A 25,157-nucleotide genomic window follows, 5' to 3' on the forward strand; every position below is an offset into this window, starting at 1 on the left:
GAGGCGCCGACGTATCCAGTCGTCCCCGAACGCGCGGCGGCGATGCCGCGGCCCCCGTCGAATCCTCCTGAGCCGCAGAAACGGCCGCCTTGCGGCGGCCCGGGCAGGTCTTTTACGCGGCTTCGATCGTGAGCACGGTCTTCCCGCGGGACAGCCCGGCCTTCAAGCGCGCCAGGGCATCCGCGGCGTCCTCGAGCGGGACCTCGAAGTCGATGCGGAACCGCAGCTGGCCGTGCTCCACCGCTTCCGCGAGGGACGCCAGCGTCGCGGGCCGGGCGTTCGCGTACAGGTTCGCGCCGCGCAGGCCGCGGGCCGCGAGCACCTCGGCGTCGATTGCGCCGTTCGAGGAGACGATGACCCCGTTCGGCTTGAGCAGCCCCGCGATCGGCTCGATCTCGGCCACGCTCGAGATGAGGTCCACGACCGCGTCGATGCCGCCCGGATGCGCCGCGCGCACCTGGTCGGCCGTCGGCCCCTGCGTGAAGTCCACCGTCTCCGCCGCGCCGATCTCCCGCAGATAACCCGCCGTGTCGGGGTCGGTGGTGGCGATGACCCGCACCCCTTGCGCGGCGGCGAGCTGGACGGCCGCCTGGCCGACACCGCCCGACGCGCCGTTGACGAGCAGCGTCTGGCCCGGGCCCACCCCGGTGCCCTCCACGAAGTCGTGGGCCGCCGCGCCCGCCGTGGGGAGCGCGGCCGCGGTGTCGAACGGCAGCGCCGCGGGAAGGCGGGCCAGCTTGGCGGCCTTCGCGATCGCGTACTCCGCGTACGAGCCGCGGCCGTGCTGCACGTCCATGAACTGGCCGAAGACGCGCTCACCGGGCTCGAACCCGGTGCCCTCCCCCGCCCGCTCCACCGTCCCGGCGCCGTCCGAACCGAGCACGATCGGGAAGGCGTGCTCGACCGAACCGCGCATCGCGCCCTCGATCACCTTCCAGTCGAAGGGGTTCACACCCGCCGCCGCCAGGCGCACGAGCACTTCGCCAGGCCCCGGCTCGGGGATCGGCAGCTCGGCCACGGTCGGCTCGGTATCGAAATCGGTGACTACGACGGCACGCATGGCCCCGAATCTACACCGATCACACGCGCGGTTCAGCCGTTCGGCCCCGCGCAGCACGCCTAGTACGCTTCCTTCTGGCCCTACACAATAGAGCCCGCGAGCCCCTGCCCCGGGGCCCCAAACCCCTGCATATCCGATCCCTCTGGAGGAGTTCGCCATGCGCCCATGGATGGGCCGCGCCGTGCGGCGCGGACGAATCCACGGCCGCCTCCTGCTCGCGCTCGTCGCGGTCGCCGCCCTCGCCTCCGCCGCCGCCCTCTGGCAGTTCAGCGCCCTCCGCGACGACCACGACCCCGACCTGGCCCAGTTCGACGACGACGGCGAGAGCGCCGCCGCCGCCCCGACCTCCGCTGCCGAAGGCCCCACCGGCGAGGCCCCGACCACGCCCTCCCCCGGCGTCTCCGCATCCCCCTCCGCGACCGCCTCGAGCAGCGCGCCCGCGAGCGAGGCCGCCACGACCGCCGAAGCCGCCGTCACCGGTCCACAATGCACCGCATCGCTCACGCTCGACAACGAATGGGACGACTCGGTGTCCGTCACCGTCACCATCGCCAACACCGGCGCCGACCCGGTCGACGGCTGGGAGGTCGTCATCGGCATCAAGCACCTGACCGTGACCTCGACCTGGGGGCTCAGCCACATCGAAGGCGAGCGCTACGGCGACATCCTCCTCAACGCCGCCCTCGACCAGGGCGAGAGCGTCGACGCGAGCTTCCAGGCCGACGTGCAGGGGAACTTCGAGATCCCTCCGACCATCCCTTGCACGCCCGTCTGAGCCGCTAGGCGACCTTGATCTGCGGCCGGTGGCGCACCGGGAAGTTCACCGAGTTCGCGATGAAGCAGTCCTTGTTCGCGTCGTGGTGCAGCTCCATCGCCCGCTCGACCTTCTCAGGGTCGGCGATGGTCACCACCGGCGCAAGGACCACCTCCGTGAATCGCCCGCCGTGGCCGTCCTCGGCCATGGTGCCGGTCGCGGTGTCCTCGTAGGCGGTCACGACGAGGCGTTCGCGCGCGCACAGCGACAGGTACGTGAGCATGTGGCAGTCCGCGAGACTCGCGACCAGCAGCTCCTCGGGGTTCCAGCGCTCGGGCTGGCCGCGGAACGCGGGGTCGGCGCTGGCCTGGATCACCGGCTTGCCCGCGGCGACCAGGTCGTGGTCGCGCCCGTATTCGCGGTAGTTCGCGGTGCCCTTGCCGGTGTTGCCGGTCCAGCGCATCGTGATCTCGTAGTGGTGCTCGCGGCCGCTCATGGCGGGCTCCTTCCGGCTCGGGGGCGGGCTCGAAATCCTAACCGAGCCGCCAGCGCCACGGTCTTCCCTTCGGGCAGCCGCGGCCACCAGTGGTGGTAGCGGCGGTACACGTCGGGGTCGCGGTCGGCGAGGAACGCGGCGAGCGCTTCGGCCTCGGCGGCGAGTCCGGCCCAGTCGTCGTCGGTGAGCGGCCGGAACGCGGTCGCCTCGATCCCGGCTTCGGTGGCGCGCCAGACGCCGGCGGCGCGGCCGTCGACCAGGATCATCGGCAGCACGTCGCCGTTGTTGCGGATCATGTGCGTGCGGATGTCGGCCGGGATCGTGCGGCTGCGGTCGAAGTAGGCGAGGAACACGTTGTCCCACATGGCCATCAGGCGCGGCGGCGCGGGCGTCCCGGGGTCGGGGAGTGCGGCGTCGGCGAGGTCGAAGAGCGCCTCGCCGTTCGGCCCCTCGTACGCGCGCAACCGGTCGCCGAGGGCTTTGACCGCGCGTTTCACCCTGCCGCGCTGCACCATCGCGAACTGGGCGACGTCGGGCACCGAGGCCGGGCCGAACCCGGAGAGGTAGCGGAGCACCAGGTTTTGGAGGGCCGCTTCGGCGGCGTCCTCGTCGCCGAGGGCCGGCCGGTCGGGCGCGGTGAGGTAGGAGACCTTCTCGTTGAACACCCACGGCCCGCCGAGCGGGACGCGCAGCAGCGGCGCGTACTGGCGGATGCCCGGCCAGGCGGCCTTCGCGGTCTCCGGATCGAGCCGTTCGGCGAGCCATGCCTCGCATTCGCGGGCGGTGCGGACTTCGGCGGTGAAGTCGAGGAGGTCGGCCGAGAGCGCGGCGGCCTCGGCGGCGGGGAGGCCCGCTTCGGCGATCCGCCCGCCGAGGCGCGAGGCGTACAGGGACGGCTCGGTGGCCTCCCGGAACGGCCGGTACTCGTCGGCCGCGACCGCGTGCAGGGTCATGCGGACCGGGTTGCCGCGCACCAGTTCGTACGAGGTGAACGCGGCGTCGAGGTCGGCCGCGTCGAAGCCCGCGACGCGGTTCCACAGCCCGATGTAGGGCGAGGCGGGCGACTGGGCCTGGACGGCGACGGCCGAGCGCACGGCGGCGACCACGTCGCCGGGCTTGCGCTCCAGCAGGGACTGGCGGTCGAGGGTGGCGCGGTTGAGGTGGGCGGCGGTGAGCTGCATGGGATCAGCGTCGCAGGTGCCCGGCGAAGGACGTCGGGCGCGTGCCGCCGTTTGCGCCGGGCGAGGGCGCGCCGGGACCGGGTCCTGCCCGGTCCGGCCCCGGCGCCTCCGCGGGGATCAGGCCTTCTGGAGGTAGGCGATGCAGGAGTCGAGGAGCATCTGGCTGCCTTCTTTGGCCATGTCGTGCTCCTCTTTCGTGGAGCAGGTCTGCGAGATGGTGAGGCGGGTGCGGTCGTCGCCGAGGTCGACCAGGTCGAGCCGCATGACTTCTTCCCCGCCGGGGACGTCCATGCCCATGAGGAGCAGTTCGTGCTCGACGACCTCGATGTACCGGCCGGTGATCGGGAACTCCTGGCCGTCGGGGGTAACGACGGTGCCGGTGTACCGGCCGTTCGGGGTCGGGTCGATCGAGACCGAGCCGGGCTTGGAGTAGCTCCAGGCCTCGTAGGGCTTCTCCTCGGTCCAGGCGGCCCAGACGGCGGCGATGGGGGCGTCGGCTTCGGCGGTGAGCGTGTAGGTGTGGCCTTCGGCGGTCATCGGAATCTCCTCGGTTCGTGCGTTTCGGTGTATGCCCGTGTAGACGACGGCCCTTCGGCGGATTCATCGCGGAGGCGAAAGGAATTCTCGGGTCCGCCGCGGTGGAGGCCGTCTGGGAGAATTCGGGGATGGACGTCGAGATCGAAGTCGCGGGCGCCGATGACCCCCGGGGCGAGCTGGAATCGTTGCTGCAGTGGCTGAACCGGGAGCCCGAGTACCGGGGCCGGGTCGAGTTCGCGCCCGCGGAGATCGGGGAAGGCGAGCTGGGGGCGCTGCAGGAGATCCTGCTCGCGGCGATCGCGGCCGGGGGCCTCGATGCGCTGGGGCAGACGATCGGCACCTGGCTCCAGGTCCGCCGGCCGGAGATCACGGTCAAGCTCCGCGCCGACGGCACGGTGAGGGAAGTGAGCGCGAGCGGCCCGGCCGCGAAGCTGGTCGCCGAGCACCTGTTCGGGGGCGACGGACCGAAGCGGATCGGCGAGTAGCCGATGCAGCTCCCGGACGGCGCGAACTCCCGCGCGCTCCTCATCGGGACGGCCGCGTACGAGCACCTTCCCGGTGTTCCCGCGAGCCGGAACAACCTGCCGGCGCTCGCGAACGCGCTCGAACGGCACACGGGTCTGCCGCGCGAGCACTGCACTCAGCTGCTCGACGCCCGCGACCTCGCCACGGTCGGCCGCGAGGTCGAAGCCGCGGTCGAGGGCGCGACCGACCTGCTCCTCATCTACTACAGCGGGCACGGTCTCGTCGCCTCGGACGGCCTCCTGCACCTGGCGCTGCCGCAGACCTCGCAGCAGTCCGTCGATTGGAGCGGCATCCCGTTCAAGCTGCTGCACCACGCGATCCAGGTGTCAAGGGCGCGAACCAAAGTGCTCATCCTGGACTGCTGCTTCTCCGGGAGGGCGACGCAGCTGCTGGGCGCCGAGGAGGGCAACATCCTCGGCCAGATCACCGCGAACGGGGCGTACACCCTCACCTCGTCCCCCGCCAACTCGCCGTCGTACGCGTTCGACGGCGACGGCCACACCGCGTTCACCGGCGCACTGCTGAACCTGCTCGACAACGGCATTCCCAGCGCGGGCTCACTGCTGACCCTCAAGGATCTCTACCTCGGTCTGCTGCACCACGCCCAGGCGCACGGACTGCCCGAGCCGCAACGTCTGGGTACGCACACCGCGGACATGCTGCCGCTGGCCGCGAACCGCGGATTCGCCGCACTCACGCTCGCCGAGGACGACCGCGTCAAGGAGCTGGCCGCGCAGATGGCCGCCATCGAGCAGCTCATTGAAGCCAACGCGAAGAAGATCGAAGCCACCGAGAAGGAACTGGCTTCGAAGCAAGCGGAACTGGCCGCGATGCTGAACTCCCCGACGCCGTCGGTCAGTCTGCTGACCGCCCGCGACATCGAGCACGTCCGGTTCAGGACCGTACGGTTCATCCAAGGCTACGACCGGGATCAAGTGGACGAGTTCCTCGGCAAGGTGGCGCTCGCTCTCGACGATCCCGAGGACGGTCCGCAGCGCATGCGTGCCGTGGATGTCCTGGGCGCCCGTTTCAGTCTCAGGGGCACGCGAATGCGGGAGGGGTACGACATCGACGAGGTGACCTCGTTCCTCGACCGCGTCCAGCTCGAATTCGAACGCCGCGAAGGACTCGGCACCGCGCAGGGCGGACCGTACTGAGGTGCCCGGTCGCCGGGAAGGCGATGGCGTCCGGCGTGGGACCGGCGTAGGTTCGACCGCGATCGTTTCGGAGAGCGGGAGTTGAGGTTCGGAAATGGGAAAGACGTATGACGCCATCGACGGCCGCCTGCGGGAGTTCATCGAGGCGCAGCCGGTGTTCTTCGTGGCGACCGCGCCGCTCGCAGAGGACGGCCATGTCAACCTCTCTCCCAAGGGCCACAACGGATCGCTGCGGGTGCTCGATGAGCGGACCGTCGCATACCTGGACTTCGGCGGGTCCGGCGCCGAGACCCACGTGCACCTGCGCGAGAACGGCCGGATCACCCTCATGTGGTGCGCGTTCACCGGGCCGCCGAACATCGTGCGGGTCCACGGCACCGGGGAGCCGGTCTACCGGGACGACCCGCGGTTCGAGGAGCTGATCCCGCTGTTCGCGGAGGCGGACGGGCCCGGCGTCCGCGCGATCATCATCGTGCGCGCCAAGCGCATCGGCGACACATGCGGCTTCGCGGTGCCGCGGATGGAGTACCAGGAGGAGCGGCCGCTGCTGCGCCAGTTCCTCGGGCGCAAGAGCGACGACGAATTCGCCGAGTACTGCGAATCCAAGGAGTACAACGTGAAGAGCATCGACGGGCTGCCGGCGCTGCCGTTGCCGCTGCCGCCGCGCAAGAGCTGAAGACGACGAAGGACCGCACCGAAGCCGGTGCGGCCCTTTGCCATCGTTGCTAGCCGACGACCGCGTCCAGGTCGATCGCGTCCTTCGCGGCGTCCGTGCGGGCGGTGCGCTCCTCCGGCGGGGTGGCCTGCGGGTCGAGCAGGGCCAGCGCCTGGTTGACCTCGACGAAGGGGCGCATGCGGCGCTCGTAGCGGGCGAAGGCGAGCTCGTGGTCGTCGGTGCGGCCGAGTTCGAGGGCGAGGACGTAGGCGCCGACCATGGCGAGGCTGGTGCCCTGGCCGGAGAGGGGCGCGGCGCAGTGGGCGGCGTCGCCGAGAAGGGTCACGCGCCCTTCGGACCAGGTGTCCATTTTGATCTGTGCCATGGCGTCGAAGTAGAAGTGCTCGGCCTTCCACATGCGCTCGATGAAGCCGGGCACCTCCCAGCCGAAGCCGGTGAGGCGGTCGGCGACGAGCTGCTTCTGCGCGTTGACGTCCCGGTGGTCGTAGTCGATCGGCTCGGGCGCGGCGAAGCCGAGGTAGATGCGCAGTTCGGCGTTGTCGCGGACGGTCATGACCGCGCCGCCGTCGGTGCCGTTGTTGAACCAGGTCTGCCAGTGGTCGAGGCCGAGGTAGTTCTCCTCGGTGAAGACCGAGAGGTAGGTGCCGAGGTGGTGGCTGTACCGGGCCTCGGGGCCGAAGACGAGTCCGCGGGTGTTGGAGTGGAGGCCGTCGGCGCCGACGACGAGGTCGAAGCGGCGCGGGGCGGCTTGCTCGAATTCGACCGTGACGCCGTCGGCCGCTTGGTGGATCGCGGTGATCGAGTCGCCGTAGAGGTATTCGACGCCGTCGATCTCGGCGTGGACGAGGTCGACGAGGTCTTCGCGGAGGATCTCGATGTCGTCGGAGGCGAGGCCGCCGGAGGAGAGCGCGAACTCCTCGGAGCGGAAGATCTCGTTGCCTTCGGGGTCGACCATGCTCATGCCGTTGGAGCGGTTGGCGAGTGCGCGGGCCTTGGTCTCGAGTCCCATGCGGCGAAGGACGTGGAGGGCGGCGCCGCGGACGTCGATGGCCTGGCCGCCGCGGCGCAGGTGCGGGGCGCGCTCGACGACGACGGGGGTCATGCCCTGCTCGCGGAGCCAGTAGGCGAGGGTGGTGCCGGCGATGCTGGAACCGGAGATGAGGACGGTGGCGTTCATGGGGTTTCCTCCGAATACGTTGTATCTGCTGCCTGGGACCAACTTAGGAAACTCGGCCCTGACCTGCAAATACGCCCTCGAACTGCCCTAGTACAGGCGGGCGTCGGCGGGCGGGCCGAGGCTAGGATCTGTCGTAGTACAGACCGAGGGAGGGGCCGCTGTGCCTGAGCCGACCGAGCCGCCGTACGTCCGCATCGCCGCGGAGCTGAGCAGGCGCATCACCGACCGGGAGCTGGCTCCCGGGGACAAGGTGCCGTCTACGCGGCAGGTCGCCCGAGAATTCAGTGTGGCGCTCGCCACGGCGACGAAGGCGTTGGACGTGCTGCGCGCCGAGGGCCTGGTGATCACGCGGCCGCGCTCGGGCACGGTGGTCGCGCCGCGGCGCGGGGGCAGGGCCGGGGAGCCGGCCGCGGAGCTCACCCGGGAGCGGGTCCTGACCGAGGCGATCGCGATGGCGGATGCCGAAGGGCTGGAGTCGGTCTCGATGCGGGCGGTGGCGGGCCGGTGCGGGGTCGCGCCGATGTCGCTGTACCGGCATGTCGAGGACAAGCAGTCCCTGCTGCTGCTCATGGCCGACGGCGTCTACGGCTCGGCCGAGTTCGAAGTGGATGCCACCGCGCCTTGGCGGTCGCAAGTGGAGTCCATCGCGCGGCGGCTGTGGCGGCTGCACCGCGCGCACCCGTGGCTCGGCGGTATCAGCCCGCTCACCCGGCCGCTGCCGCTGCGGAACCTGGTCGCCATGGGCGACAAGCTCCTCGGGGCGCTCGAGGCGCTGGACCTGCCGCCGCTGCTGCACTTCAACGTGCACGTGCTCATCTACAGCCACGTGGTGAGCCTGGCCTCGACCATCGACCACGAGGACGCGGCGGTCTCGGAGACCGGGCTGAGTGCCGACGAGTGGACCGACCTCCAGTGGATCCAGCGCACCGTCGACGAGCAGTTCATGGCGGAGCTGCCGCATTTCTCGCGGCTCTTCGGGAGGCTCGGCGCGATGGCCGACGGCTACGACATGGACCTCGACGACCTCTTCGAGCTCGGCCTGGGACTCATCCTCGACGGGGTCGAAGCCCTCGCGCAACGCACGGCGGGCAGGTCGGAGTTATATAGGAGGACCACACCCGAACCACCCCAGGAGCACCCATGTCAGACCTGCACGTCGTTCTCGGCGCCACCGGCGCCATCGGCAAGGCCGTCACCGCCGAGCTCACCGCGCGCGGCCGCGAGGTGCGCGCCGTGAGCCGCAATGCCGAAGGCCCGCAAGGCTTCCGCGCGGACATCACCACCGCCGAGGGCGCCGTCGCGGCCTGCGCGGGCGCGGCGGTCGTGTACCAGTGCGCGCAGCCGCCGTACGCCGAGTGGGCCTCGGAGTTCGTGGGCCTCACCGACACCCTCCTCACCGGCGTCGAGAAGGCCGGGGCGCGGCTCGTCATGGCCGACAACCTGTACATGTACGGCCCGGTCGACGCACCCTTGACCGAAGACCTGCCGTATGCGGCCGACTTCCCGAAGGGCCGCGCCCGCGCGCGGGTCGCGGAGATGATCCTCAACGCCCACAAGGAGGGCCGCGTCCGCGCGAGCCTCGGCCGCGCCTCCGACTACTTCGGACCCGGCGGTGTCAACACCGTCCTCGGACCCCAGATCTTCGCCGCCGCCGCGGCCGGGAGGACCGCCCGCTGGGTCGGCGAGCCCGACGAGCCGCACACCGTCGCCTACCTCCCCGACCTCGCCGCCGGGCTCGTCGCCCTGGGCGAGAACCCGAAGGCCGACGGGTACGCGTGGCACCTGCCCGCCGGGCCGCCCGTCACCGGCGACGAGTTCCTCGCGCTCGTCTGGAAAGCCGCCGGCGGCAGGCCCAAGAGCGCCTCGATCGGGCGCGGCGCGCAGCGGCTCATCGGCCTGTTCAACCCGGTCGTCAAGGAACTCGGCGAGACCTGGTACCAGCGCGACCGCCCCTGGGTCGCCGACGACACCGCCTTCCGCGCCGCCTTCCCCGACCAGGTCGAGGTCACGCCGCACGAGGAGGCCGTCGCCGCGACCCTCGACTGGTTCAAGCAGCGGGCCTGATTCCCCCGAAACCCCCCAGACCGCTCGAATCCCTCCGTAGACTGCGCAGACTCACCGTCTGCATTGGAGGCGTCAATGACGCAGGACTACGGGCCGGGCGCGCCGGTAAACGTGCCCCGCGAGATGAACGGCCTGGCGATCGCGTCCTTCGTGCTCGCGATCGTCGGGTTCTGCTCGCCGCTGGGCATCCTCGCGCTCATCCTCGGGTACGTCGCGAAAGGCCAGATCAAGTCGCGCAACAACTCCGGCAATGGCCTCGCCACCGCCGCGATCGTGCTCGGCTGGATCACGCTGCTCGCGCTCGCCGCCTTCGTCGTCGCCCTCGTGCTCGGCGGTTGGGACACCTGGATGGACCGCTGGGACGAGTACAAGCGGGACAACTACTAGAGCGCGACACGCGGGGAACCGGAGCTTCCACCTTGCAGACCACTTCCACCATCGCACTGACCACCACCGCACTGCTCACCACCGCGCTCGCATGGGCGCCGCCCGCGGCCGCTGCCGAGACGCCGGCCTACCGGGCCGACCAGATCGCCCAGCGCGAGACCGCCGACCTCGACCTCGCCCCCGGGCGGCCGCAGACGATCACGCACGCCGAGGCGGCCTTCATGAAGATCCGCTTCGACGAAGTCGCCCTCGGGTCGCGCGACACGCTCACCGTCGCGAGCGCCGACGGCGGCGAATCCTATGAGTACGGCGCCGCCGACGTAAGGGACGGCGGCCTGTGGTCGCTCTCGGTCGAAGGCGACAGCGCCGCCGTGACGCTCCACGACGCCGCGGACGGCACGACCGCGGCCGCGCACGTCGCCGAGTACTCCCGGGGCCTCACCGCGTCGGAGCTCGCGAGCCGCCCGAGCGCGGTCCCGACCGAGAGCATCTGCGGACAGGACGACACGCGGAACGCCGTGTGCTACCGGGACTACGACCCGTTCGCGTACGGCGCGAGCCGGTCGGTCGCGCGCATCATCGTCGACGGCGAGTCGTTCTGCACCGCCTGGATCGCCGGGGACGACCGGCTGCTCACCAACAACCACTGCCTCGAGAAGAGCGCCGACGCGCGCGACACCGAGGTGCAGTTCGGGTACGAGTGCGTCAGGTGCGCGGGCGGGCGGACCCGCGCGCCGCTCAAGGTGAGCGGCGCGAAGGTCCTGGCCACCGACTACACGCTCGACTTCACGCTGTTCACCGTGGCCGAACCGGAGCGGATCGCGCACCTGCCCGCACTGGAGCTCAGCACCGAACCCGTGAGCCTGCACGAGAAGATCTTCATCCCGGGGCACCCGGGCGGGCTCCCGCTGCGCATCGCCTCGGCGAGCTCCTCCGAGCCCCCCGGGCTCGGCGCGCGGTGCCTGGTCGGCGACGAGCGGCGGCGCGGGCGCGGCATCGGGACCGACTTCGCGTACCTGTGCGACACCGAGGGCGGCTCGTCGGGGTCGCCGGTGGTCAGCCGCGACACCGGCCGGGTGGTGGGCCTCCACCACTTCGGAGGGTGCCCGAACCAGGCCGTGCGGATGGACCTGGTGTACCCGCGGATCGCACCGTACCTGAACTGATGGGAGCGTCACGTGAGCGAGGCGGCGACCGAGGAGAGCGCGGAGGAGACCGCGCCGGAACGGGACCGCGGCGGCGTGCTGCGCGCGGTCCGGTGGGTCGTCGCCGTGCTCGCGTGCGCGCTCGCGGTCGTGGCCGTCACCGGCTCGGTGGCGGCCTACTACACGAAGCTCGAACTGCTCGACACGGACCAGTTCACCGAGCGGACAGCGGTGATCGCCGAGGACGAGCAGGTCCAGGCCGGGATCGCCGCGCTCACGACGCGTGAGATCGAACAGGCGCTCGACGTGCAGGCGATCGCGGCGGAGGCGAACGCGTGGATCGGGAGCGAGACCGCGCCCGCGCTCGTGGAGTCGCTGGTGGCCTCCGCGGTCGAGACCATGCAGGGCTACATCGAGAACGAAGTGAACGCGTTCGTCGCGAGCCCGCAGTTCCTCGAGGTGTGGGACGCGGCCGTGCGGGAGGCGCACAGTTCGCTCGTCTCGGCGCTCCAGGGCGACAACGCCGGTGCGATTCAGGCCGACGGGAACACACTCACGCTTGACCTGGGGAAGGTCGTGGCGGTCGTCAAGGAGCGCATGGTCGAGAACGATGTGGCGCTGGCCGAGAACATCCCGGCCGTGGAGGCCGACTACGTGCTGCTCGACTCCGAGCAGGTGCCGGAGCTGCGGCAGCAGGTGGACCAGCTCGAGTGGGCGGAGCGGTGGCTGCCGTGGATCGCCGCGGCGCTCTTGGTGATCGCGTTCGTGCTCATGCCCCGGCGGTGGGTCGGGGCGCTCATCGTCGGCGTCCTCGGCGCGATCCTGGCGGGCGCGGCGCTGTGGGCGCTCGCGAAGGGCCGCGACGTGTTCGTCGAGAACGCGGGTGACGCGGCGTTCGCGCCGGTCACGTACGACGCGTTCACGAGCGGCCTGCGGTCGACGTACACGCTCATGCTGTGGATCGGGATCATCGTCGCGATCATCGCGGCAGGGGCGCTGCTGATGCGCCGCAGGCGATCGGAGACGTAGCGGCCGTCCCCCTCGCGTCGCAGGACGAGGAGGACGGCCGGGGAGAGTGCTACGGGGTGGGGCTGCACTTCGGAGTGATGCCGAAGTTATAGCCCTTCTCGATCAGCTGCGGCAGCGCGATCTCCAGCGCCGCGACGGTCTGCGAGCGGTCGCCGCCGCCGTCGTGCATCAGGACCACGTCACCCGGGGTGGCCCCGAGCAGGACGTTCACGATCGCATCGACGCCCGGGCGGGCCCAGTCGCGGGTGTCCTCGTTCCACATCTGCCGCTTGAGGCCGGCGGCGGTGGTCGCGGCGTCGACGGTGCTGTTGTAGGCGCCGTACGGCGGGCGGAAGCAGTTGACCTCGGCGCCGTGGCTTTCGAGCAGGGTCTGGGAGCGGCCGATCTGCGAGTCCATCTGCGCGCGGGTCAGCGTGGTCATGTCCGGGTGGTCCCAGGTGTGGTTGCCGAGCGCGTGGCCGGCGTCGAGGACGGCTTGGACGCGCGCGGGGTCGCGCTGGGCGTTCTGGCCGATCATGAAGAACGTGGCCTTGGCGTTGTTGGCGGCCAGGACCTCGAGGATCTGGTCGGTGTTGGCGCCGCCGGGGCCGTCGTCGAAGGTGAGGAAGATGGTGCCGTTCCAGGGGTCGTCCGCCTGAACCGTCTCCTGGACGGTTTCCTGGGCGTTCGCCGGGGTGACGACGAGGAGGGAGCCGATGATCGCCGCGGCGGCGGTCACGATGAGACGAAGATGTTTCATCCGCACATCGTGGCCCGAGATCCCTTGTGGCGCAACGAGGGTGTTATCACCTCATTCCCGGGCAACCAGACGGCGGTCCCGCGGCGTATCAGCCCCCGGGGAGCTCCCCGCCCCGCTCGGCCGCGGCGGCCACGGCCGCCCGGATCGCCTCGTCCACATTCGACGTGTCGAGCGATTCGAGCGCGGCCTCGGTGGTGCCGCCGGGCGTGGCGATCCGCTCCAGGAGCGCGGCGGGCGGCTCGTCCGAGTCCTGCAGGTGCAGGCACGCGCCGAGGAGCATCTGGTCGACCAGGACGCGGGCGGCGTCGGCGTCCATGCCGCCGTCGACGGCCGCGCCCGTCATCGCGTCCGCGAGGTAGTAGAGGAACGCCGGACCCGAACCGGCAACGGCCGTAATGAGATCCATCATGGACTCTTCGGCGGTCACGGTGACGCCGATGCGGTCGAACAGGTCCTCGATCTCGGTCAGGTCGGCGCCCTCGGTCGCGGCCAGCGCGGTGGCGGCGCGGCGGGCGCGGGCGGCGATGTTGGTCATGGCGCGGACGGCGGTGATGCCCTTGGGAAGGCGTTCGGTGAGCTTGGCGAGGGGGACGCCGGCGGCGAGCGAGACGACGACCGCGTCCGGTTCGAGGTGGGGGCCGATCGCGGCGAGGAGGGGCCCGACGGCGACGGGCGGGACGGCGACGATGACGACGTCGGCTTCGGCGACGGCGCTCTGGTTGTCGGTGCCGACTTCGACGCCGTAGGTCTCGGCGAGCTGTGCGGCGCGCTCGGCGGGCAGTGCGGTGGCCCAGATCTGGGCGGGGGGTAGGCCGGAGTCGATGAGCCCTGCGAGGACGGCCTCGCCGAGTTGGCCGACGCCGAGCAGCGCGATGTCCATGTCCTCACCTCCGTGTCAGCGCCCCACAGCCCGAAATCTACGGGCCGGGCCTTCAGGCTTCCGGCTTTCGGGGGAAATGCCGGTTATGTACGTACTGTCAGGCGCGCGCGCACGCGTCGCGCATCGCCTTCACGAACCGGTCCGTGGCGCGCGACTGCAGGATTCGGGCGACGGGCTCCCCGAGCCGCGTGCGGGTGGCGCCGGGGTAGGTGACCTTAGACGCCATGTCAGTTTCTCTCCGGGTTGAGGACCTGGAAGAGCAGGTGGTCCTGCCACTTCCCGGCGATCTTGAGGTAGGCGGGGGCCATGCCGATCGGCTCGAAGCCGTTGCGCTCCAGGACTTTCTGGGAGGCCTTGTTGTCGATGAGGGTCTCGGCCTGGATGCGGGAGAGGCCGAGTCCGCGGAAGGCCGCGTCCTTCGCGAGGCGCACGGCCTCGGTCGCGACGCCGCGCCCGGCCGCGGACTCGGCGACCCAGTAGCCGGTGCTGCACGAGCGGAAGTAAGGGCCGCGCACGATCGAATTGAGGAAGATCTGTCCCACGAGCCGGCCGTCGTCCGCGATCGCGTAGGTGAGGCCGGTCCCCGCCTCGGCGCGGGCGAACGCGGCCTCGATCTCCCCGCGCACGCCTTCGGCGGTGAACGCGGCCTCGCCCCGGTCGGGCTCCCAGGGCGCGAGGTAGTCGCGGCCTTCGCGACGCAGCGCGGCGATGGCCTCGGCGTCGTCCAGCGCGATGGGGCGGATGGTGATCATGCCTTGATTCTGCACGTTCGCGGTTCGGACGGGGGTACGGGTTGCGGACATCGACCACCCCCGATGGGAGCGTGGTTGCGGCATACTGTTCAGCATCCTTCCCGGACCGCCCTCCGACGACACTCCACAGCGACACGGCAACGGAGCCACCAGTGGCCGCACCAGAACCCGACCGGAACGATACGACCGAGGCAACTGAAGACGGGACGTCCGCGCCGCCCGCAGCGGGGCCGGACGCGAAGGCCGTGCCTCCGCAGGCGGTGTACCTGGGCGGGGCGGCGATGACCATCGGCGGCCTGCTGGGGGCGCTGATCCAGCTGCTCATCGGCGCGGTGCCGCAGCCGTGGAGCACCGTGCTGATCGCCGTCGGGATCGTCATCATCATCGTCCAGCTGCTGTGGAGCCTCGTGCCGGTCAAGGACGGCAGGCGAACCGCGAGGTCCACCGGCTTCGTCGTGATCGCCGTGGCGGTCGCCTGCGCCTTCCTCCTCGGCTTCATCCTGCACCCCATGGTGTTGCGCTTCTACCAGCAGTTCGGTTCCTGCGGGGACCCGGTGGAGCTCACCGTCCTCGTCCCCGAGGACGGGGCCGCCTGGTTCCAGGAGTCGATCACCGATTTCAACCGCGAGTACGGCGAGGGCGACTGCCGCGCGGCGAACGTGACCGCCTACAGCGCGCCGTGGCCCGAGGCCGAGAAGGCGATGGCCCAGGGCTGGCAGCCGCCGCCGGACGGCGAGGAGGACCGGCCCTTCGAGGCGATGCGCGATGTCGGGCCCCGGCCCCACTTCTGGATCGCCGAGTCCCAGACCCAGGTCGAGCTCGCGGACGAGCTGCTGGGCGACCCCGCCTCGGGCGTCAACTACGAGGTCTTCGAGCCCAAGGACGCCGAGCCGATCGGCCGCACGCCGCTCGTCCTGGCCGTCCCGGAGGCCGTCTTCGACACGCAGGGGTTCAACGAGAAGTCCCAGACGACCGACCGGCCGCTGCACGAGCTCATCAACGAACTCGACGACGCGTACGGCACCCCGGTGCTCAGGTCCGACCCGGCCGTTTCCACCACCGGGCTGCTGTTCTTCCGCGCGCTCGACGACCACGGCTCGGCCGCCCTCGCCGAGAGCCGGCTCGCCGACGCCGCCGCGTCGACCGGGATCGCCTTGTCCCCCAGTGACACCGGTCTGCTGTGCGAGGTCGCGCGCTCCCAAGGCGCGATCCCGTACGCGGCGGTGCTCACCACCGAGATGGCGCTGGCGCACTACAACACCGGCAAGGCCCTCGGCGACGACTGCCCGGGCGCCGACGACACGCGGTCGGGACTCGTGCCGGTCTACAGCACCGGACTGGGCTCGCTCGACTACCGGGGCGTCCGCCTCGACTGGACCGGCGACCCCTGGGACGAGCAGCGGACGGCGGTGGCCGACGACCTGCAGTCCTGGCTCGCGGGCGAGAGCGGCGGGTCGAACCCGGAGGCCCTGGGCATGCGCAGCGAGGACTACGAGCGCGACGCGCTGGCCGGCGACTACCGCTTCGATACCGCCTTCGACGCCGAGTCCGATCCGCTCAGCGCGGCCGAGTTCGACGCGTTGCAGGCGGACTACGGCCGCAGCCGCCTGCCGACGACCGTGCTGCTCGCCGTGGACCGCTCGGGGTCGATGAACGAAGAGGTGGGCGGCGGCCGGACCCGCTTCGAACTCGCGACCGACGGCGTGGTCACCGCTCTGGACTACCTCGGCGTGAACCCGCAGGACCAGGCGGCACTGTGGACGTTCCCGGTCTCGGGGTCCGGTTCGCACGAACCGGTGTTCGACATGACCGCCGACCCGCCCGAGGATGTGGCCGAGCGCTTGCGGGCCGCGCCGACGAGCGAGGGCGTCGACCTCCACCAGACCGTGGTCGACGGCATCGCCGAGCTCGACGCCGCCGGTCTGGACGACGGCTCGAACGCGATGGTGGTCATCACCGACGGCGCCGACACCGACCGCTCCGGGACCACCGCGGGCGAAGTGCGGCAGCGGCTCGCCGAGTCCCAGGCGCAGCTGTACCTGATCGCGGTCGGCGACGCCGCCTGCCGGTCGGCGACCTTCGCCGCGCTCGACGAGGACCCCCGGGTCACCTGCCTCGAAGCCGAGGAGGAGCAGATCTCGGCGACCTTCGACGGCCTGTTCAACCAGTTGTGGAGCGGACGATGACCAGGCGGCGGTTCTGGCCGAAGCTCTCCCGGCGGACGCTCCTCGAAGCGGTCGGAGGCGTGGCGGCCGCGGGCGCGGTCGGCGGCGCCTACTGGCTCGGCGGCCGAGAGCCCGACCGGGACTGGGAAGACCTCGACGGGAAGCCGCTGCAGCTGCTCGCCGCCCGCGACGCCACGGCGAACGGCCAGCGCCGGCTCCTCATCGACCAGTGGAACGCCTGGCATCCCGCGCATCCCGTCGAGATGCGGGAGCTGCCGGCGACCGCCGACCTGCAGTACACCGCGATCCACGCGGCGCTGCAGGCCGAGGACCCGGACGTCGACGTGGTGGACCTCGACGTCCCCTGGGTGGCCGAGTTCGCGGCGGCGGGCCGCCTCGAACCGCTCGACGGGATCGACACCGGCGCTTTCCTGGAGCGGCCCGTGGAGGCCGGGCGGTTCGAGGGCGAGCTGTACGCGCTGCCGTTCAACACGAACGTGGGCATGCTCTACTACCGCAAACGGCTCGACTCCAAATCGGACTCCGACTTCCGGAGCGGCGCCCTGACCGAGCTGGAGGCCCGGTCGATCCGGACCTGGCCTGACCTGCGGCAGACCATCGGTTCGATCCTCAAGGAGGACAACGGCTTCTCCGGAGGCATCGCGATGCAGCTCGCCCCGTACGAGGGGTTCACGGTGAACGTGTGGGAGTACCTGCTGGCCAACGGGGTCGACGTCGCCGAGGACACCGGCATGATCGACTTCGGCCCGCGGTCCGAGGCGGTCGGCCTGCTCGGGCACTTCTGGGACGACCTGTGGGAGCCGGTGGCGCCGGGCAAGCACACGGTGCTGCAGGCCGCGGTGCAGCACAACGAGGACGAGTCGCTGGCCGCGTTCCAGGCGGGCTCGACCCCGTTCCTGCGGCACTGGCCGCAGGCGATCCGGACGCTGGAGCAGTGCGAGGCGTTCGCGGCCGCCCCCGCCGTCGACGTGCCGTTCGAGGTCGGCGTGGTGCCCATGCCCGGCGGGGTGCTGGGCGGCGGGAGCCTCGCGGTGAGCGCGTACTCGAAGCGCAAGCACGTCTCCCGGGCGCTGATCGAGTTCCTCACCGGCCCGACGAGCCAGCAGCTGCTGTTCGAGCGCGGCGGCTTCGCCGCGGCGCGGCCCGAACCGTACTTCGACGCCATGGCGCAGGTGGCGAACGAGGTGGAGGACGGCGGCTGCGAAGCGGTCGGCGGTCCGCGGCGTGAGGCAGAGGCGATGCACGAGGCGCTGACCGGCGAGGGGACCGGCCAACGGCCCGAAGTGGACCGGTACACGCAGTTCAGCTACGCGTTCCGCGACGAGCTGCACGGCAGGCTCGCTGACGGCGACGCCCCCGATTTCGGCGGCCTCGCCGAACGGCTCGAAAGGGCCATCGAGGGGAAGTGAGTCAGGCCCGCAGATCCAAGACGTGCCAATCCAGGACCCGGCCGTCGGGTTCGCTGCGGCGCTGGAGGAACGTGAAGCCCGCGCGGGCGGCTACCGCCGCTGAGCGGGTGTTCTCGGGTTCGCAGCGGATGACCGCCTCGGTGCAGCCGATCGTGGCCGCGTAGCCGCAGGCGAGGCGCACCGCGCGGGTGGCGAGGCCCCGGCCGCGCCAAGGCGGGTAGAGGCCGTAGGCGAGATTGGCCTGGCCGTCGCGCAGGTAGTAGAGGCCGGTCTGGACGTCGAGGGTGCCGGCGAGGGGCAGGTCGGGGAGGACGCGGATGCCGAAGTTGTGGAAGGGCCCTCCCGCGCGCCACCAGCGGGCGCAGCAGTCGAGGTAGTCGCGCAGGCCCTCGGGGGTGGAGGGGTCGCCGCTGAGCCAGCGCACCATCTCCTCGTCCTCCCCCGCGTAATGCGCCTCGAAGTCGGCGGGCCCGAGCGGGAGGAGCGTGACCGTGCCGTCGGTGAGCTCCGTGTGCATGCACCCAGCGTCGCGCAGTCCGCGTCCTCCCGCAACGGATTCAGCGGGCGCGGCGCAGCGCCCACCAGCCGAGGATGACGACGAGGAGGACCGCGGCGGTGTTGTGCCCGTACTTCGCGACCGGGTCCACGTCGCCGAGCGGCACCGCCAGGAAGCCGGTGACGGCCTGCGAGAGCAGCGCGCCGACCGCGAGCGCGGTGACCTGGCGGCGGCCCCACGCGGTCGAGCGCGCGAAGTACGCGATGCCGAAGCCCGAGGCGCACAGCAGGGCCAGGGAGAGGGCGACCCATGCCCAGGTCTCGTACATGCCGAACGCGAACACCACGGCCGCAGATACGGCGACGAGCGACCACAAGGGAGGGATTCGGCGCTCGACCCGGTCGACCTTCCTGCGCCCGAACAGGAACGCGCCCGCGATGAGGGCCAGTGCCACCGCGCCGGCGCCGACGAGCTGCCCGACGGAGGCGTGGTCGGTCTCGGTCTCGTAGTGCCAGTCGAGGACCATCCAGGCCCCGGCCAGGTAGAGCAGGACCGTGACGACGAGGCCGAAGGGCCGCAGCCACGGCCGGTCGGCCGACCGCGCGCCGATGCCCTCGACGAGCGCGATCGGCGCGGCGAAGCTCATCACCATGTGCCCGAATACGAACGTGAGGGTGGAGGACGCGGCGATGCCGAGCGCGGGAATCCAAGTCGGCCCGACCAGGTCCTGCCAGTAGTCGATGCCCCGGTAGTCCGTGGAGAACATCGACTGGTCGATGATCCCGGCCTGCACGACCCCGAGCGCGGCGGCGATCGCGAGGACGCCGCCCCAGCCGAGGCCGAAGCGGCGGGCGGTCTCGCGCAAGAGCAGCGCGGGGGCGCCGTACAGCGGGACGAAGACGAGCAGGCCGGCGAGGAGCGCGAGGACGTTCCCGGTGGTGTCGTCATAGCCGACCAGGCTTTCGGCCGCGATCGGCGAGAACCCGAGGAGGGCGGCCGCGAGCGCGAGCCGGACCCGGCCGACGCGCGGCGTCGCCGGAAGGGAGGTGGTGGTTGCCATGCCTTCGACGCTATGGGCGCGGGAGCGGGCGGCGCATCGGTTCTCGGTCGCGATCGGCCTGCCGAAGGCATCGCGTCACGGACGCGCGGCGCGACCGAGGGAGCGCGCGGGCTGACGAAAGTATCGGTTCGGGCGGGGAGGCTCGCCGCGCGGGCGCGGTGCGGATAGGTTCGGGCCCATGAACGGCGGACGAGAGCGGCGCGGTGCGCGCGGCCTGGCGGTGGACCTGGGCGTGCTCGCTCTCGGCGTGTTCTTCTGGATGTACATCGCCGGGGAACGCATGAACACCGAGATGCCTTCGCCGCCTTGGCTGTTCGATGTGGACATGGCCACGGGGCTGCTGGCGCTGCCAACCTTGTGGCTGCGGCGGCGCTGGCCGACGCAGGCGGCCGTGGCGCTCATCGCAGTGTCGTGGTATTCCGAGACCATCGCGTTCCCGCTGCTCGTGATGCTGTTCTCGGTGGTGGTGCGGCGGCCGCTGCGGACCGCGGCGTGGGTGTACGCGGCGTCGCTCGCGGCTTCGGCCGTCTACATGGTCCTCCGGCCCGAGGAGATGGGCCTCGCCGGTTCGATCGGCTTCGCCCTGTCCCTGCACGCGGCCGTCGCCGGATGGGGCCTGTTCGTGCGGTACCGTAGGCAGCTGGAAGCCCGTGCGGCCCAAGCGGAGCAGGACGAGCGCGAGCGGGCCCGGCAGCGGGCGCGCGACGAGCTCGCCCGGGAGCTGCACGACATGCTCGGGCACCGGCTGTCGCTGCTGAGCCTGCACGCGGGCGGCATGGAGTACCGGCCCGACGCGCCCGCCGAGGAGCTGACGCGCGCGGCGGGCGTCGTGCGGGAGCAGTCGCAGCTGGCGATGCGGGACCTGCGCGAGATCATCGCGATCCTGCGCGCCCCGATCGGCGAGCTGCCGCAGCCGACGATGGCGGACCTGCAGGCCCTCGTCGATGAGGCCCGCCCGGGGATGCGGATCGAGCTGACCGCGCACGTCGAGGGCGAGGTGCCCGAGCGGACCGGGCGCACCGCCTACCGGATCGTGCAGGAGGCGTTGACGAACGCTCGCAAGCATGCCGAGGACGCGCCGGTGGAGGTCACTGTGGAGGGACGCGTCGGCGAGGGCCTGGCGGTGACCGTGCGCAGCGGACCGGGCCGGGACGCCGGTCCCGGTTCGGGGCACGGCCTCATCGGGTTGGAGGAGCGGGCCGCGCTCGCGGGCGGGCGGCTCGAGTACGGGCCGGCGGCCGACGGCGGCTGGCGGGTGCACGCGTGGCTACCCTGGACCGCATGAGCGAGCCCGTGAAGATCCTGGTCGTGGACGACGATCCGCTGGTGCGCGCCGGACTGCGCATGATCCTCGGCGGGGCCGGGGACCTCGACGTGGTCGGCGAGGCCGGCAGCGGCGCGGACGTCCCCGGGCTCGTGGCGCGGCTGCGCCCCGACGTGGTGCTCATGGACCTGCACATGCCCGGGGTCGACGGTCTGACCGCGACCGAGCGGCTGCGGGCGGCCCCGAACGCGCCGGAAGTCCTGGTGCTCACCGCGTTCGAGGCCGACGGGCACGTGCGGCGGGCGCTGCGCGCCGGGGCGGGCGGGTTCCTGCTCAAGGACACGCCGCCCGCCGACATCGTCGCGGCCGTGCGCCGGGTCGCGGCGGGCGAGCCGGTGCTCTCGCCGGAGGTGACGCGCCGGCTCATCGGCATCGTCGCGGGCGGGGCTCCCGCGGACAAGCGCGGCGAGGCCCGGGAGCGCTTGGGCGCGTTGAACAACCGCGAGACCGAGGTCGCCGTCGAGGTCGGCCGCGGCAGCTCGAACGCGGAGATCGCGGCGGCCTTGCACCTCAGCGTCCCCACGGTGAAGACGCACGTCTCGGCCGCGCTGAGCAAGCTGGGGCTGAACAACCGCGTGCAGCTCGCGCTCCTCGTCCACGACGCCGGGCTCGCGGATTAGGGGCGGCGGAGCACGACCGCGAGGAACGACGGCCGGGCGTCGAGTTTCGCGAACGCCTCCGCGTCAATGGCCTCCAGGGCGGGGACCGGGCGCGGCTCGGTCAGCCGTTCGAGGACGAACCCCGCTTCGAGCAGTTCGCCGATGAAGCCTTCGACCGTGTTGCGCTGGAAGTGGATCGGCGGCAGGTCCTCGCCGACGTGCAGGTCGACCCAGTCGTCGGCGAAGTAGGAGCCGCCGAAGTGCTTCCAGTCGGCGGCCGGGTGCGTGGTCGAGACGAGGAAGCGCCCGCCCGGTCTGAGGACGCGGAAGACCTCGCGGAGCAGCCCGGCGCGATCGCGCAGGTGGTGGACGACGAGGGCGCTCAGCGCGAGGTCGAACGAGGCGTCGGGCGCGAAGTCGAGCGCCCGCTCCAGGTCGTGCAGCCGCAGTTCGGCCCTGTCGCCGACCTGCTCTTTCGCGTGGGCGAGGAGTTCGGCGCTGCCGTCGATGCCGACGACCTCGGCTCCGCGTTCGAGGAGCGCGGCCGCGTAATGGCCGGCGCCGCAGCCGACGTCGAGGAGCCGCTGCCCGGCGACGTCCCCGGCGAGGTCGAGCATCGCGGGCCGGTCGATGTAGGCGTTGTACGCCCCGGTCGCAGAGTGGGCGGCGAAGGCGGCGCCGAGCGCGCCGTGATAGGCGGTGTCCTGAGGCATCGGGACAGTATCCGCGGACCGGGCACGGCGGCGCCAGCGCTTTAGCACTGCGCGGCGGGTGTGACCGGCGCACATCGTCCAAGGGGCGAAAAAAGGGTTTGGGAGCGGCACGGGCGGCCGGTAGCGTTCTTCCGCGCAGCCCCCATAGCGAAGGAACCTGCAGATGGCACGTTTCACTCCCCCGCGCGACCCCGGCGGGCCGCTCGCACACCCCCGACCCGCCGTCGCCGTCATCGGCTGGCTCTTCCGCTCGCAATGGCGGATGCTCGCGATGAGCACCCTCGTCTCGTTCGCGTTCCTCGGCGGCCAGCAGTTCGTGCCCTATGTGGTCGGACGCGCGGTCGACGAAGGGCTCGTCGCGGGCGACCGCACCGCGCTCTACTGGTGGTCGGCGGGGCTCATGGCCTGCATCGCCGTCGCAACGGTCACCGGCGTGGCGAGCTTCTACTACATGATGTACACGGCCATGGACACCGACTTCCGGGTCCAGCGGCGGCTCGTGGACACGGTCGTCGCGGTCGGCTCCCGCATCAGGTCGCGGGCCGACGCGGGCGAGCTCGTGGCGATCTCCGCCGCCGACGCGCACGCGCTCAGCTCGGTGTCGATGATGTTCGGCCGCTTGGCCTCCGCACTCCTCGCGTTCATCCTCGCCCTCTCGATCCTCGCGACGCTCTCGTGGTGGTTCGTGCTCGCCGCCGGGATCGGCGTCCCGGCCATGTTCATGCTGCTGCGGCCGCTGTTCCTGCGGCTCGAGGAGCGCGGCCGCGAGTTCCGCGCCCGCATCGGCGCGCAGACCGGCATCGGCACCGACGCGGTCGCGGGCCTGCGCGTGCTGCGCGGCATCGGCGGCGAAGCGCACTTCACCGACCGGTACAAGACCGCCTCGCAGGCGTCTCGCCGCGCCGGGGTGCGGGTGCGGCGCACGGCGGCCGGGCTCGAGTTCGCGCGGCTCGCGCTGCCGGGGACGCTGCTCGTGCTCGTCCTGTGGATGGGCGCGGAGATGACCCTGAACGGCACCATCACGGCCGGCGAGTTCGTGGCGCTCTTCGGATACCTCGTGGCCCTCACGCGACCGCTCGGGTACACGATCCAGGGCGTCGACGCCCTGACGAGGGCCATCGTCGCCTCGGGCCGGTTCCAGAAGCTCCAGGACGAGCACCCCGAGCCCGAACCCGCGGACGAGACCCCTTGGCCCGCAGGCGAGACCCTGCACGACCCGGTCAGCGGCGTCACGCTCGAACCGGGCCTCATCACCGGGATCGTCACCGGGGACGGCAAGGGCGCGACCGAACTCCTCGACCGGCTCAGCGGCTACAGCGAGACCGGCGAGAGCGCCCGGATCGGCTCGATCCCCTTGGACGCCTTCGCGACCGCGACCGTGCGGCGGCACCTCCACCTCCTCGAGGCCCGCGCGCAGCTCTTCAGCGGGCCGCTGCGCGACCAACTCGACGTGGACGGGACCCGCTCGGACGCCGACATCATGCGGGCGCTGCACACCGCCTCGGCGGTCGACATCGTCGGCGTCGACCCCTCGCTTATCGAGAGCGACGAGGTGCCGGCCTCCGGGTTCGACCTCGGCACCGTCGCGGGCGAACGGGGCCGGAACTTCTCCGGCGGCGAGCGCCAGCGCCTCATCCTCGCCCGCGCGCTCCTCGTCGACCCCGAGATCCTCGTCCTCGACGACCCGGCCAGCGCGTGCGACGCCCAGACCGAGGCCCGCATAGCCGCGCGCCTCGCCCGGCACCGGGCGGGCCGGACCACCGCGATCCTCACCAACTCCCCGCAGCTGCTGGCGGTGTGCGACCGGGTCCAGTTCCTGGGGGGCGGACTCGTCTCCGGCACGCACGCGGACCTGCTGCTCCAAGCCGAGTACCGAGAGGCGGTCACCCGATGAGCCGCACGACGCTCCCCATCGCGACCCCTGCCGAGACGCGCCGGTACCTGCGCGAGCTGATCGGCCGCCACCGCGTGCGGTTCGGCCTCATCGTGGCCCTGACGATCGGCGCGGCCCTCGCGGGCATGTCGACGCCGTACATCGTGGGCCTGATGACCGACGCGTTCGCGTCCTGGGCGCGCGGCGGGGCGGACGACCCGGGCTCGGACCTGTGGTGGCAGCTGCCGCTGATCCTCGCCGCCGTGCTCGCACAGGCGGGCCTGACGTGGGCCTCCTACCGGAACCTGGCGGTGCTCTCAGAGCAGATCGTGGCCGACGTGCGCGAGGAGTTCATGGAGCGCACGCTGTCCCTCCCGCCGGGCCAGGTCGAGGCGGCCGGGACCGGCGAGCTCTTGTCCCGCACCAGTCTCGACGTGAGTCAGGTGCAGCATTCGCTGGTGCAGGCCGCGCCGCAGTTCTTCACCGGGATGATCACGGTGCTCGTGTACGTGGCGGGCGCGTTCTGGGTCTCGCCGGTGCTGGGCGCGGCGATCCTGATCGCGGTGCCGCCGATGATCCTGGTGCTGCGCTGGTACTTCAAGCGGGCGTTCAACATCTTCCACGACGTGCAGGCCGCGAAGGCCGAGCTGACCTCGGCGGTCGCCGAGACCATCGACGGTGTGAAGACGGTCGAGGCGCTCGGCTGGCAGTCGCGCCGCGTCGCGCACACCGACCGCGCGATCGACCACCTGTTCGGCGCGCAGGTGCGGTCGATGCGGTTGCGCGGCACGCTGTTCCCGGTGCTGGACTTCTCGGCGTTCCTGCCGTGCTTCACCGCGCTGCTGCTCGGCGGCGTGCTGACCGCGAACGGGTACTTGACGATCGCGCAGACGACCACGGTCGTGCTCATCATGCAGCTCGCGGTGGCCCCGGCGATC

26 protein-coding genes and 1 pseudogene are annotated in these 25,157 nt (G+C 71.7%); 15 read left to right on the plus strand and 12 right to left on the minus strand.

The genetic code is table 11. The annotated features are described in order from the left end of the window. Window positions 1-112 precede the first annotated feature (112 nt). Window positions 113-1,060, minus strand: coding sequence for an NADP-dependent oxidoreductase (locus tag J5V16_RS19635; protein WP_208498671.1), 948 nt, complete (start codon window positions 1,058-1,060; stop codon window positions 113-115). A 157-nt stretch (window positions 1,061-1,217) separates the two neighbouring features. Between J5V16_RS19635 and J5V16_RS19640 the strand changes: the two genes are divergently transcribed. Further along, window positions 1,218-1,835, plus strand: coding sequence for a cellulose binding domain-containing protein (locus J5V16_RS19640; protein WP_208498673.1), 618 nt, complete (start codon window positions 1,218-1,220; stop codon window positions 1,833-1,835). Window positions 1,836-1,839: 4 nt separating this feature from the next. On the opposite strand, the gene J5V16_RS19645 is transcribed toward J5V16_RS19640, so the two are convergent. The 3 genes from J5V16_RS19645 to J5V16_RS19655 form a co-directional block, all read right to left on the minus strand. Further along, a complete protein-coding gene (locus tag J5V16_RS19645; RefSeq protein WP_208498675.1) occupies window positions 1,840-2,310 on the minus strand; it encodes an OsmC family protein in 471 nt (156 codons plus the stop codon). Then, complete coding sequence (locus J5V16_RS19650; protein WP_208498677.1) at window positions 2,307-3,491, minus strand: winged helix DNA-binding domain-containing protein; 1,185 nt, start codon at window positions 3,489-3,491, stop codon at window positions 2,307-2,309. The genes J5V16_RS19645 and J5V16_RS19650 overlap by 4 nt, the downstream gene beginning before the upstream one ends. Window positions 3,492-3,608: 117 nt before the next feature. Beyond that, the gene (locus J5V16_RS19655; RefSeq protein ID WP_208498679.1) at window positions 3,609-4,028 is read right to left on the minus strand and encodes an SRPBCC family protein; all 420 of its coding nucleotides are present in this window, start codon (window positions 4,026-4,028) and stop codon (window positions 3,609-3,611) included. A gap of 128 nt (window positions 4,029-4,156) precedes the next feature. Between J5V16_RS19655 and J5V16_RS19660 the strand changes: the two genes are divergently transcribed. The 3 genes from J5V16_RS19660 (at window position 4,157) to J5V16_RS19670 (ending at window position 6,386) form a co-directional block, all read left to right on the plus strand. Then, the gene (locus J5V16_RS19660; RefSeq protein WP_208498680.1) at window positions 4,157-4,513 is read left to right on the plus strand and encodes an effector-associated constant component EACC1; all 357 of its coding nucleotides are present in this window, start codon (window positions 4,157-4,159) and stop codon (window positions 4,511-4,513) included. A 3-nt stretch (window positions 4,514-4,516) separates the two neighbouring features. Then, complete coding sequence (locus J5V16_RS19665) at window positions 4,517-5,710, plus strand: caspase, EACC1-associated type (protein WP_208498681.1); 1,194 nt, start codon at window positions 4,517-4,519, stop codon at window positions 5,708-5,710. Between the two features lie 94 nt (window positions 5,711-5,804). After that, window positions 5,805-6,386, plus strand: coding sequence for a pyridoxamine 5'-phosphate oxidase family protein (locus J5V16_RS19670; protein WP_208498682.1), 582 nt, complete (start codon window positions 5,805-5,807; stop codon window positions 6,384-6,386). 49 nt (window positions 6,387-6,435) lie between these two features. On the opposite strand, the gene J5V16_RS19675 is transcribed toward J5V16_RS19670, so the two are convergent. Next, on the minus strand, window positions 6,436-7,563 hold the full coding sequence (locus J5V16_RS19675) for an FAD-dependent monooxygenase (RefSeq protein WP_208498683.1): 1,128 nt from the start codon (window positions 7,561-7,563) through the stop codon (window positions 6,436-6,438). 160 nt (window positions 7,564-7,723) lie between these two features. Here J5V16_RS19675 and J5V16_RS25610 point away from each other — a divergent pair, with 160 nt between their 5' ends. The 5 genes from J5V16_RS25610 (at window position 7,724) to J5V16_RS19700 (ending at window position 12,188) form a co-directional block, all read left to right on the plus strand. Further along, window positions 7,724-8,800: a GntR family transcriptional regulator gene (locus J5V16_RS25610; RefSeq protein ID WP_208498684.1), complete on the plus strand. Its 1,077-nt coding sequence runs from the start codon at window positions 7,724-7,726 to the stop codon at window positions 8,798-8,800. Further along, entirely contained in the window at window positions 8,704-9,627 is a 924-nt protein-coding gene (locus J5V16_RS19685; RefSeq protein WP_208498685.1) for an NAD-dependent epimerase/dehydratase family protein, read from the plus strand. The genes J5V16_RS25610 and J5V16_RS19685 overlap by 97 nt, the downstream gene beginning before the upstream one ends. A gap of 75 nt (window positions 9,628-9,702) precedes the next feature. Then, a complete protein-coding gene (locus J5V16_RS19690) occupies window positions 9,703-10,014 on the plus strand; it encodes a DUF4190 domain-containing protein (protein ID WP_208498686.1) in 312 nt (103 codons plus the stop codon). A gap of 32 nt (window positions 10,015-10,046) precedes the next feature. Further along, on the plus strand, window positions 10,047-11,180 hold the full coding sequence (locus J5V16_RS19695) for a trypsin-like serine peptidase (protein WP_208498687.1): 1,134 nt from the start codon (window positions 10,047-10,049) through the stop codon (window positions 11,178-11,180). Between the two features lie 12 nt (window positions 11,181-11,192). Further along, complete coding sequence (locus J5V16_RS19700; protein WP_208498688.1) at window positions 11,193-12,188, plus strand: hypothetical protein; 996 nt, start codon at window positions 11,193-11,195, stop codon at window positions 12,186-12,188. A 49-nt stretch (window positions 12,189-12,237) separates the two neighbouring features. Here J5V16_RS19700 and J5V16_RS19705 read toward each other — a convergent pair whose 3' ends face one another. From J5V16_RS19705 to J5V16_RS19715, 4 genes are all read right to left on the minus strand, one after another. Beyond that, the gene (locus J5V16_RS19705) at window positions 12,238-12,927 is read right to left on the minus strand and encodes a polysaccharide deacetylase family protein (protein WP_208498689.1); all 690 of its coding nucleotides are present in this window, start codon (window positions 12,925-12,927) and stop codon (window positions 12,238-12,240) included. 88 nt (window positions 12,928-13,015) lie between these two features. Further along, window positions 13,016-13,807: a pyrroline-5-carboxylate reductase gene (proC, locus tag J5V16_RS19710; protein ID WP_208498690.1), complete on the minus strand. Its 792-nt coding sequence runs from the start codon at window positions 13,805-13,807 to the stop codon at window positions 13,016-13,018. A 97-nt stretch (window positions 13,808-13,904) separates the two neighbouring features. Next, a complete protein-coding gene (locus J5V16_RS25140; protein WP_255537524.1) occupies window positions 13,905-14,033 on the minus strand; it encodes a hypothetical protein in 129 nt (42 codons plus the stop codon). A gap of 1 nt (window position 14,034) precedes the next feature. Continuing rightward, the gene (locus J5V16_RS19715; RefSeq protein WP_208498691.1) at window positions 14,035-14,559 is read right to left on the minus strand and encodes a GNAT family N-acetyltransferase; all 525 of its coding nucleotides are present in this window, start codon (window positions 14,557-14,559) and stop codon (window positions 14,035-14,037) included. A gap of 152 nt (window positions 14,560-14,711) precedes the next feature. On the opposite strand from J5V16_RS19715, the gene J5V16_RS25615 reads away from it, so the two are divergent. Both J5V16_RS25615 and J5V16_RS19725 read left to right on the plus strand, forming a co-directional pair. Continuing rightward, window positions 14,712-16,745, plus strand: a complete 2,034-nt coding sequence (locus tag J5V16_RS25615; RefSeq protein WP_208498692.1) for a vWA domain-containing protein — start codon at window positions 14,712-14,714, stop codon at window positions 16,743-16,745. Beyond that, window positions 16,742-18,154: an extracellular solute-binding protein gene (locus J5V16_RS19725; RefSeq protein WP_208498693.1), complete on the plus strand. Its 1,413-nt coding sequence runs from the start codon at window positions 16,742-16,744 to the stop codon at window positions 18,152-18,154. The genes J5V16_RS25615 and J5V16_RS19725 overlap by 4 nt, the downstream gene beginning before the upstream one ends. Window position 18,155: 1 nt before the next feature. Here J5V16_RS19725 and J5V16_RS19730 read toward each other — a convergent pair whose 3' ends face one another. Next, the gene (locus J5V16_RS19730) at window positions 18,156-18,671 is read right to left on the minus strand and encodes a GNAT family N-acetyltransferase (RefSeq protein ID WP_208498694.1); all 516 of its coding nucleotides are present in this window, start codon (window positions 18,669-18,671) and stop codon (window positions 18,156-18,158) included. Between the two features lie 40 nt (window positions 18,672-18,711). Continuing rightward, window positions 18,712-19,710 (minus strand): hypothetical protein, encoded by a 999-nt coding sequence (locus tag J5V16_RS19735; RefSeq protein ID WP_208498695.1) that lies wholly within the window; start codon window positions 19,708-19,710, stop codon window positions 18,712-18,714. A 178-nt stretch (window positions 19,711-19,888) separates the two neighbouring features. Here J5V16_RS19735 and J5V16_RS19740 point away from each other — a divergent pair, with 178 nt between their 5' ends. Next, window positions 19,889-20,995 carry a sensor histidine kinase gene (locus J5V16_RS19740; protein ID WP_208498696.1) on the plus strand — a complete coding sequence of 369 codons (1,107 nt, stop codon included), beginning with the start codon at window positions 19,889-19,891 and terminating at the stop codon, window positions 20,993-20,995. Continuing rightward, window positions 20,992-21,654, plus strand: coding sequence for a response regulator (locus J5V16_RS19745; RefSeq protein ID WP_208498697.1), 663 nt, complete (start codon window positions 20,992-20,994; stop codon window positions 21,652-21,654). The genes J5V16_RS19740 and J5V16_RS19745 overlap by 4 nt, the downstream gene beginning before the upstream one ends. Here J5V16_RS19745 and J5V16_RS19750 read toward each other — a convergent pair. Continuing rightward, complete coding sequence (locus tag J5V16_RS19750) at window positions 21,651-22,346, minus strand: class I SAM-dependent methyltransferase (RefSeq protein WP_208498698.1); 696 nt, start codon at window positions 22,344-22,346, stop codon at window positions 21,651-21,653. The genes J5V16_RS19745 and J5V16_RS19750 overlap by 4 nt on opposite strands. A 163-nt stretch (window positions 22,347-22,509) precedes the next feature. Here J5V16_RS19750 and J5V16_RS19755 point away from each other — a divergent pair, with 163 nt between their 5' ends. Both J5V16_RS19755 and J5V16_RS25820 read left to right on the plus strand, forming a co-directional pair. Continuing rightward, window positions 22,510-24,240: an ABC transporter ATP-binding protein gene (locus J5V16_RS19755; protein WP_208498699.1), complete on the plus strand. Its 1,731-nt coding sequence runs from the start codon at window positions 22,510-22,512 to the stop codon at window positions 24,238-24,240. Continuing rightward, window positions 24,237-25,127, plus strand: a pseudogene (locus J5V16_RS25820) (ABC transporter transmembrane domain-containing protein); the annotation flags it as partial. The gene J5V16_RS19755 and the pseudogene J5V16_RS25820, both read left to right, overlap by 4 nt. Window positions 25,128-25,157 lie beyond the last annotated feature (30 nt).

Origin of the sequence: Glycomyces niveus, from assembly GCF_017592475.1 — a bacterium.
GTDB lineage: Bacteria > Actinomycetota > Actinomycetes > Mycobacteriales > Micromonosporaceae > Glycomyces > Glycomyces niveus.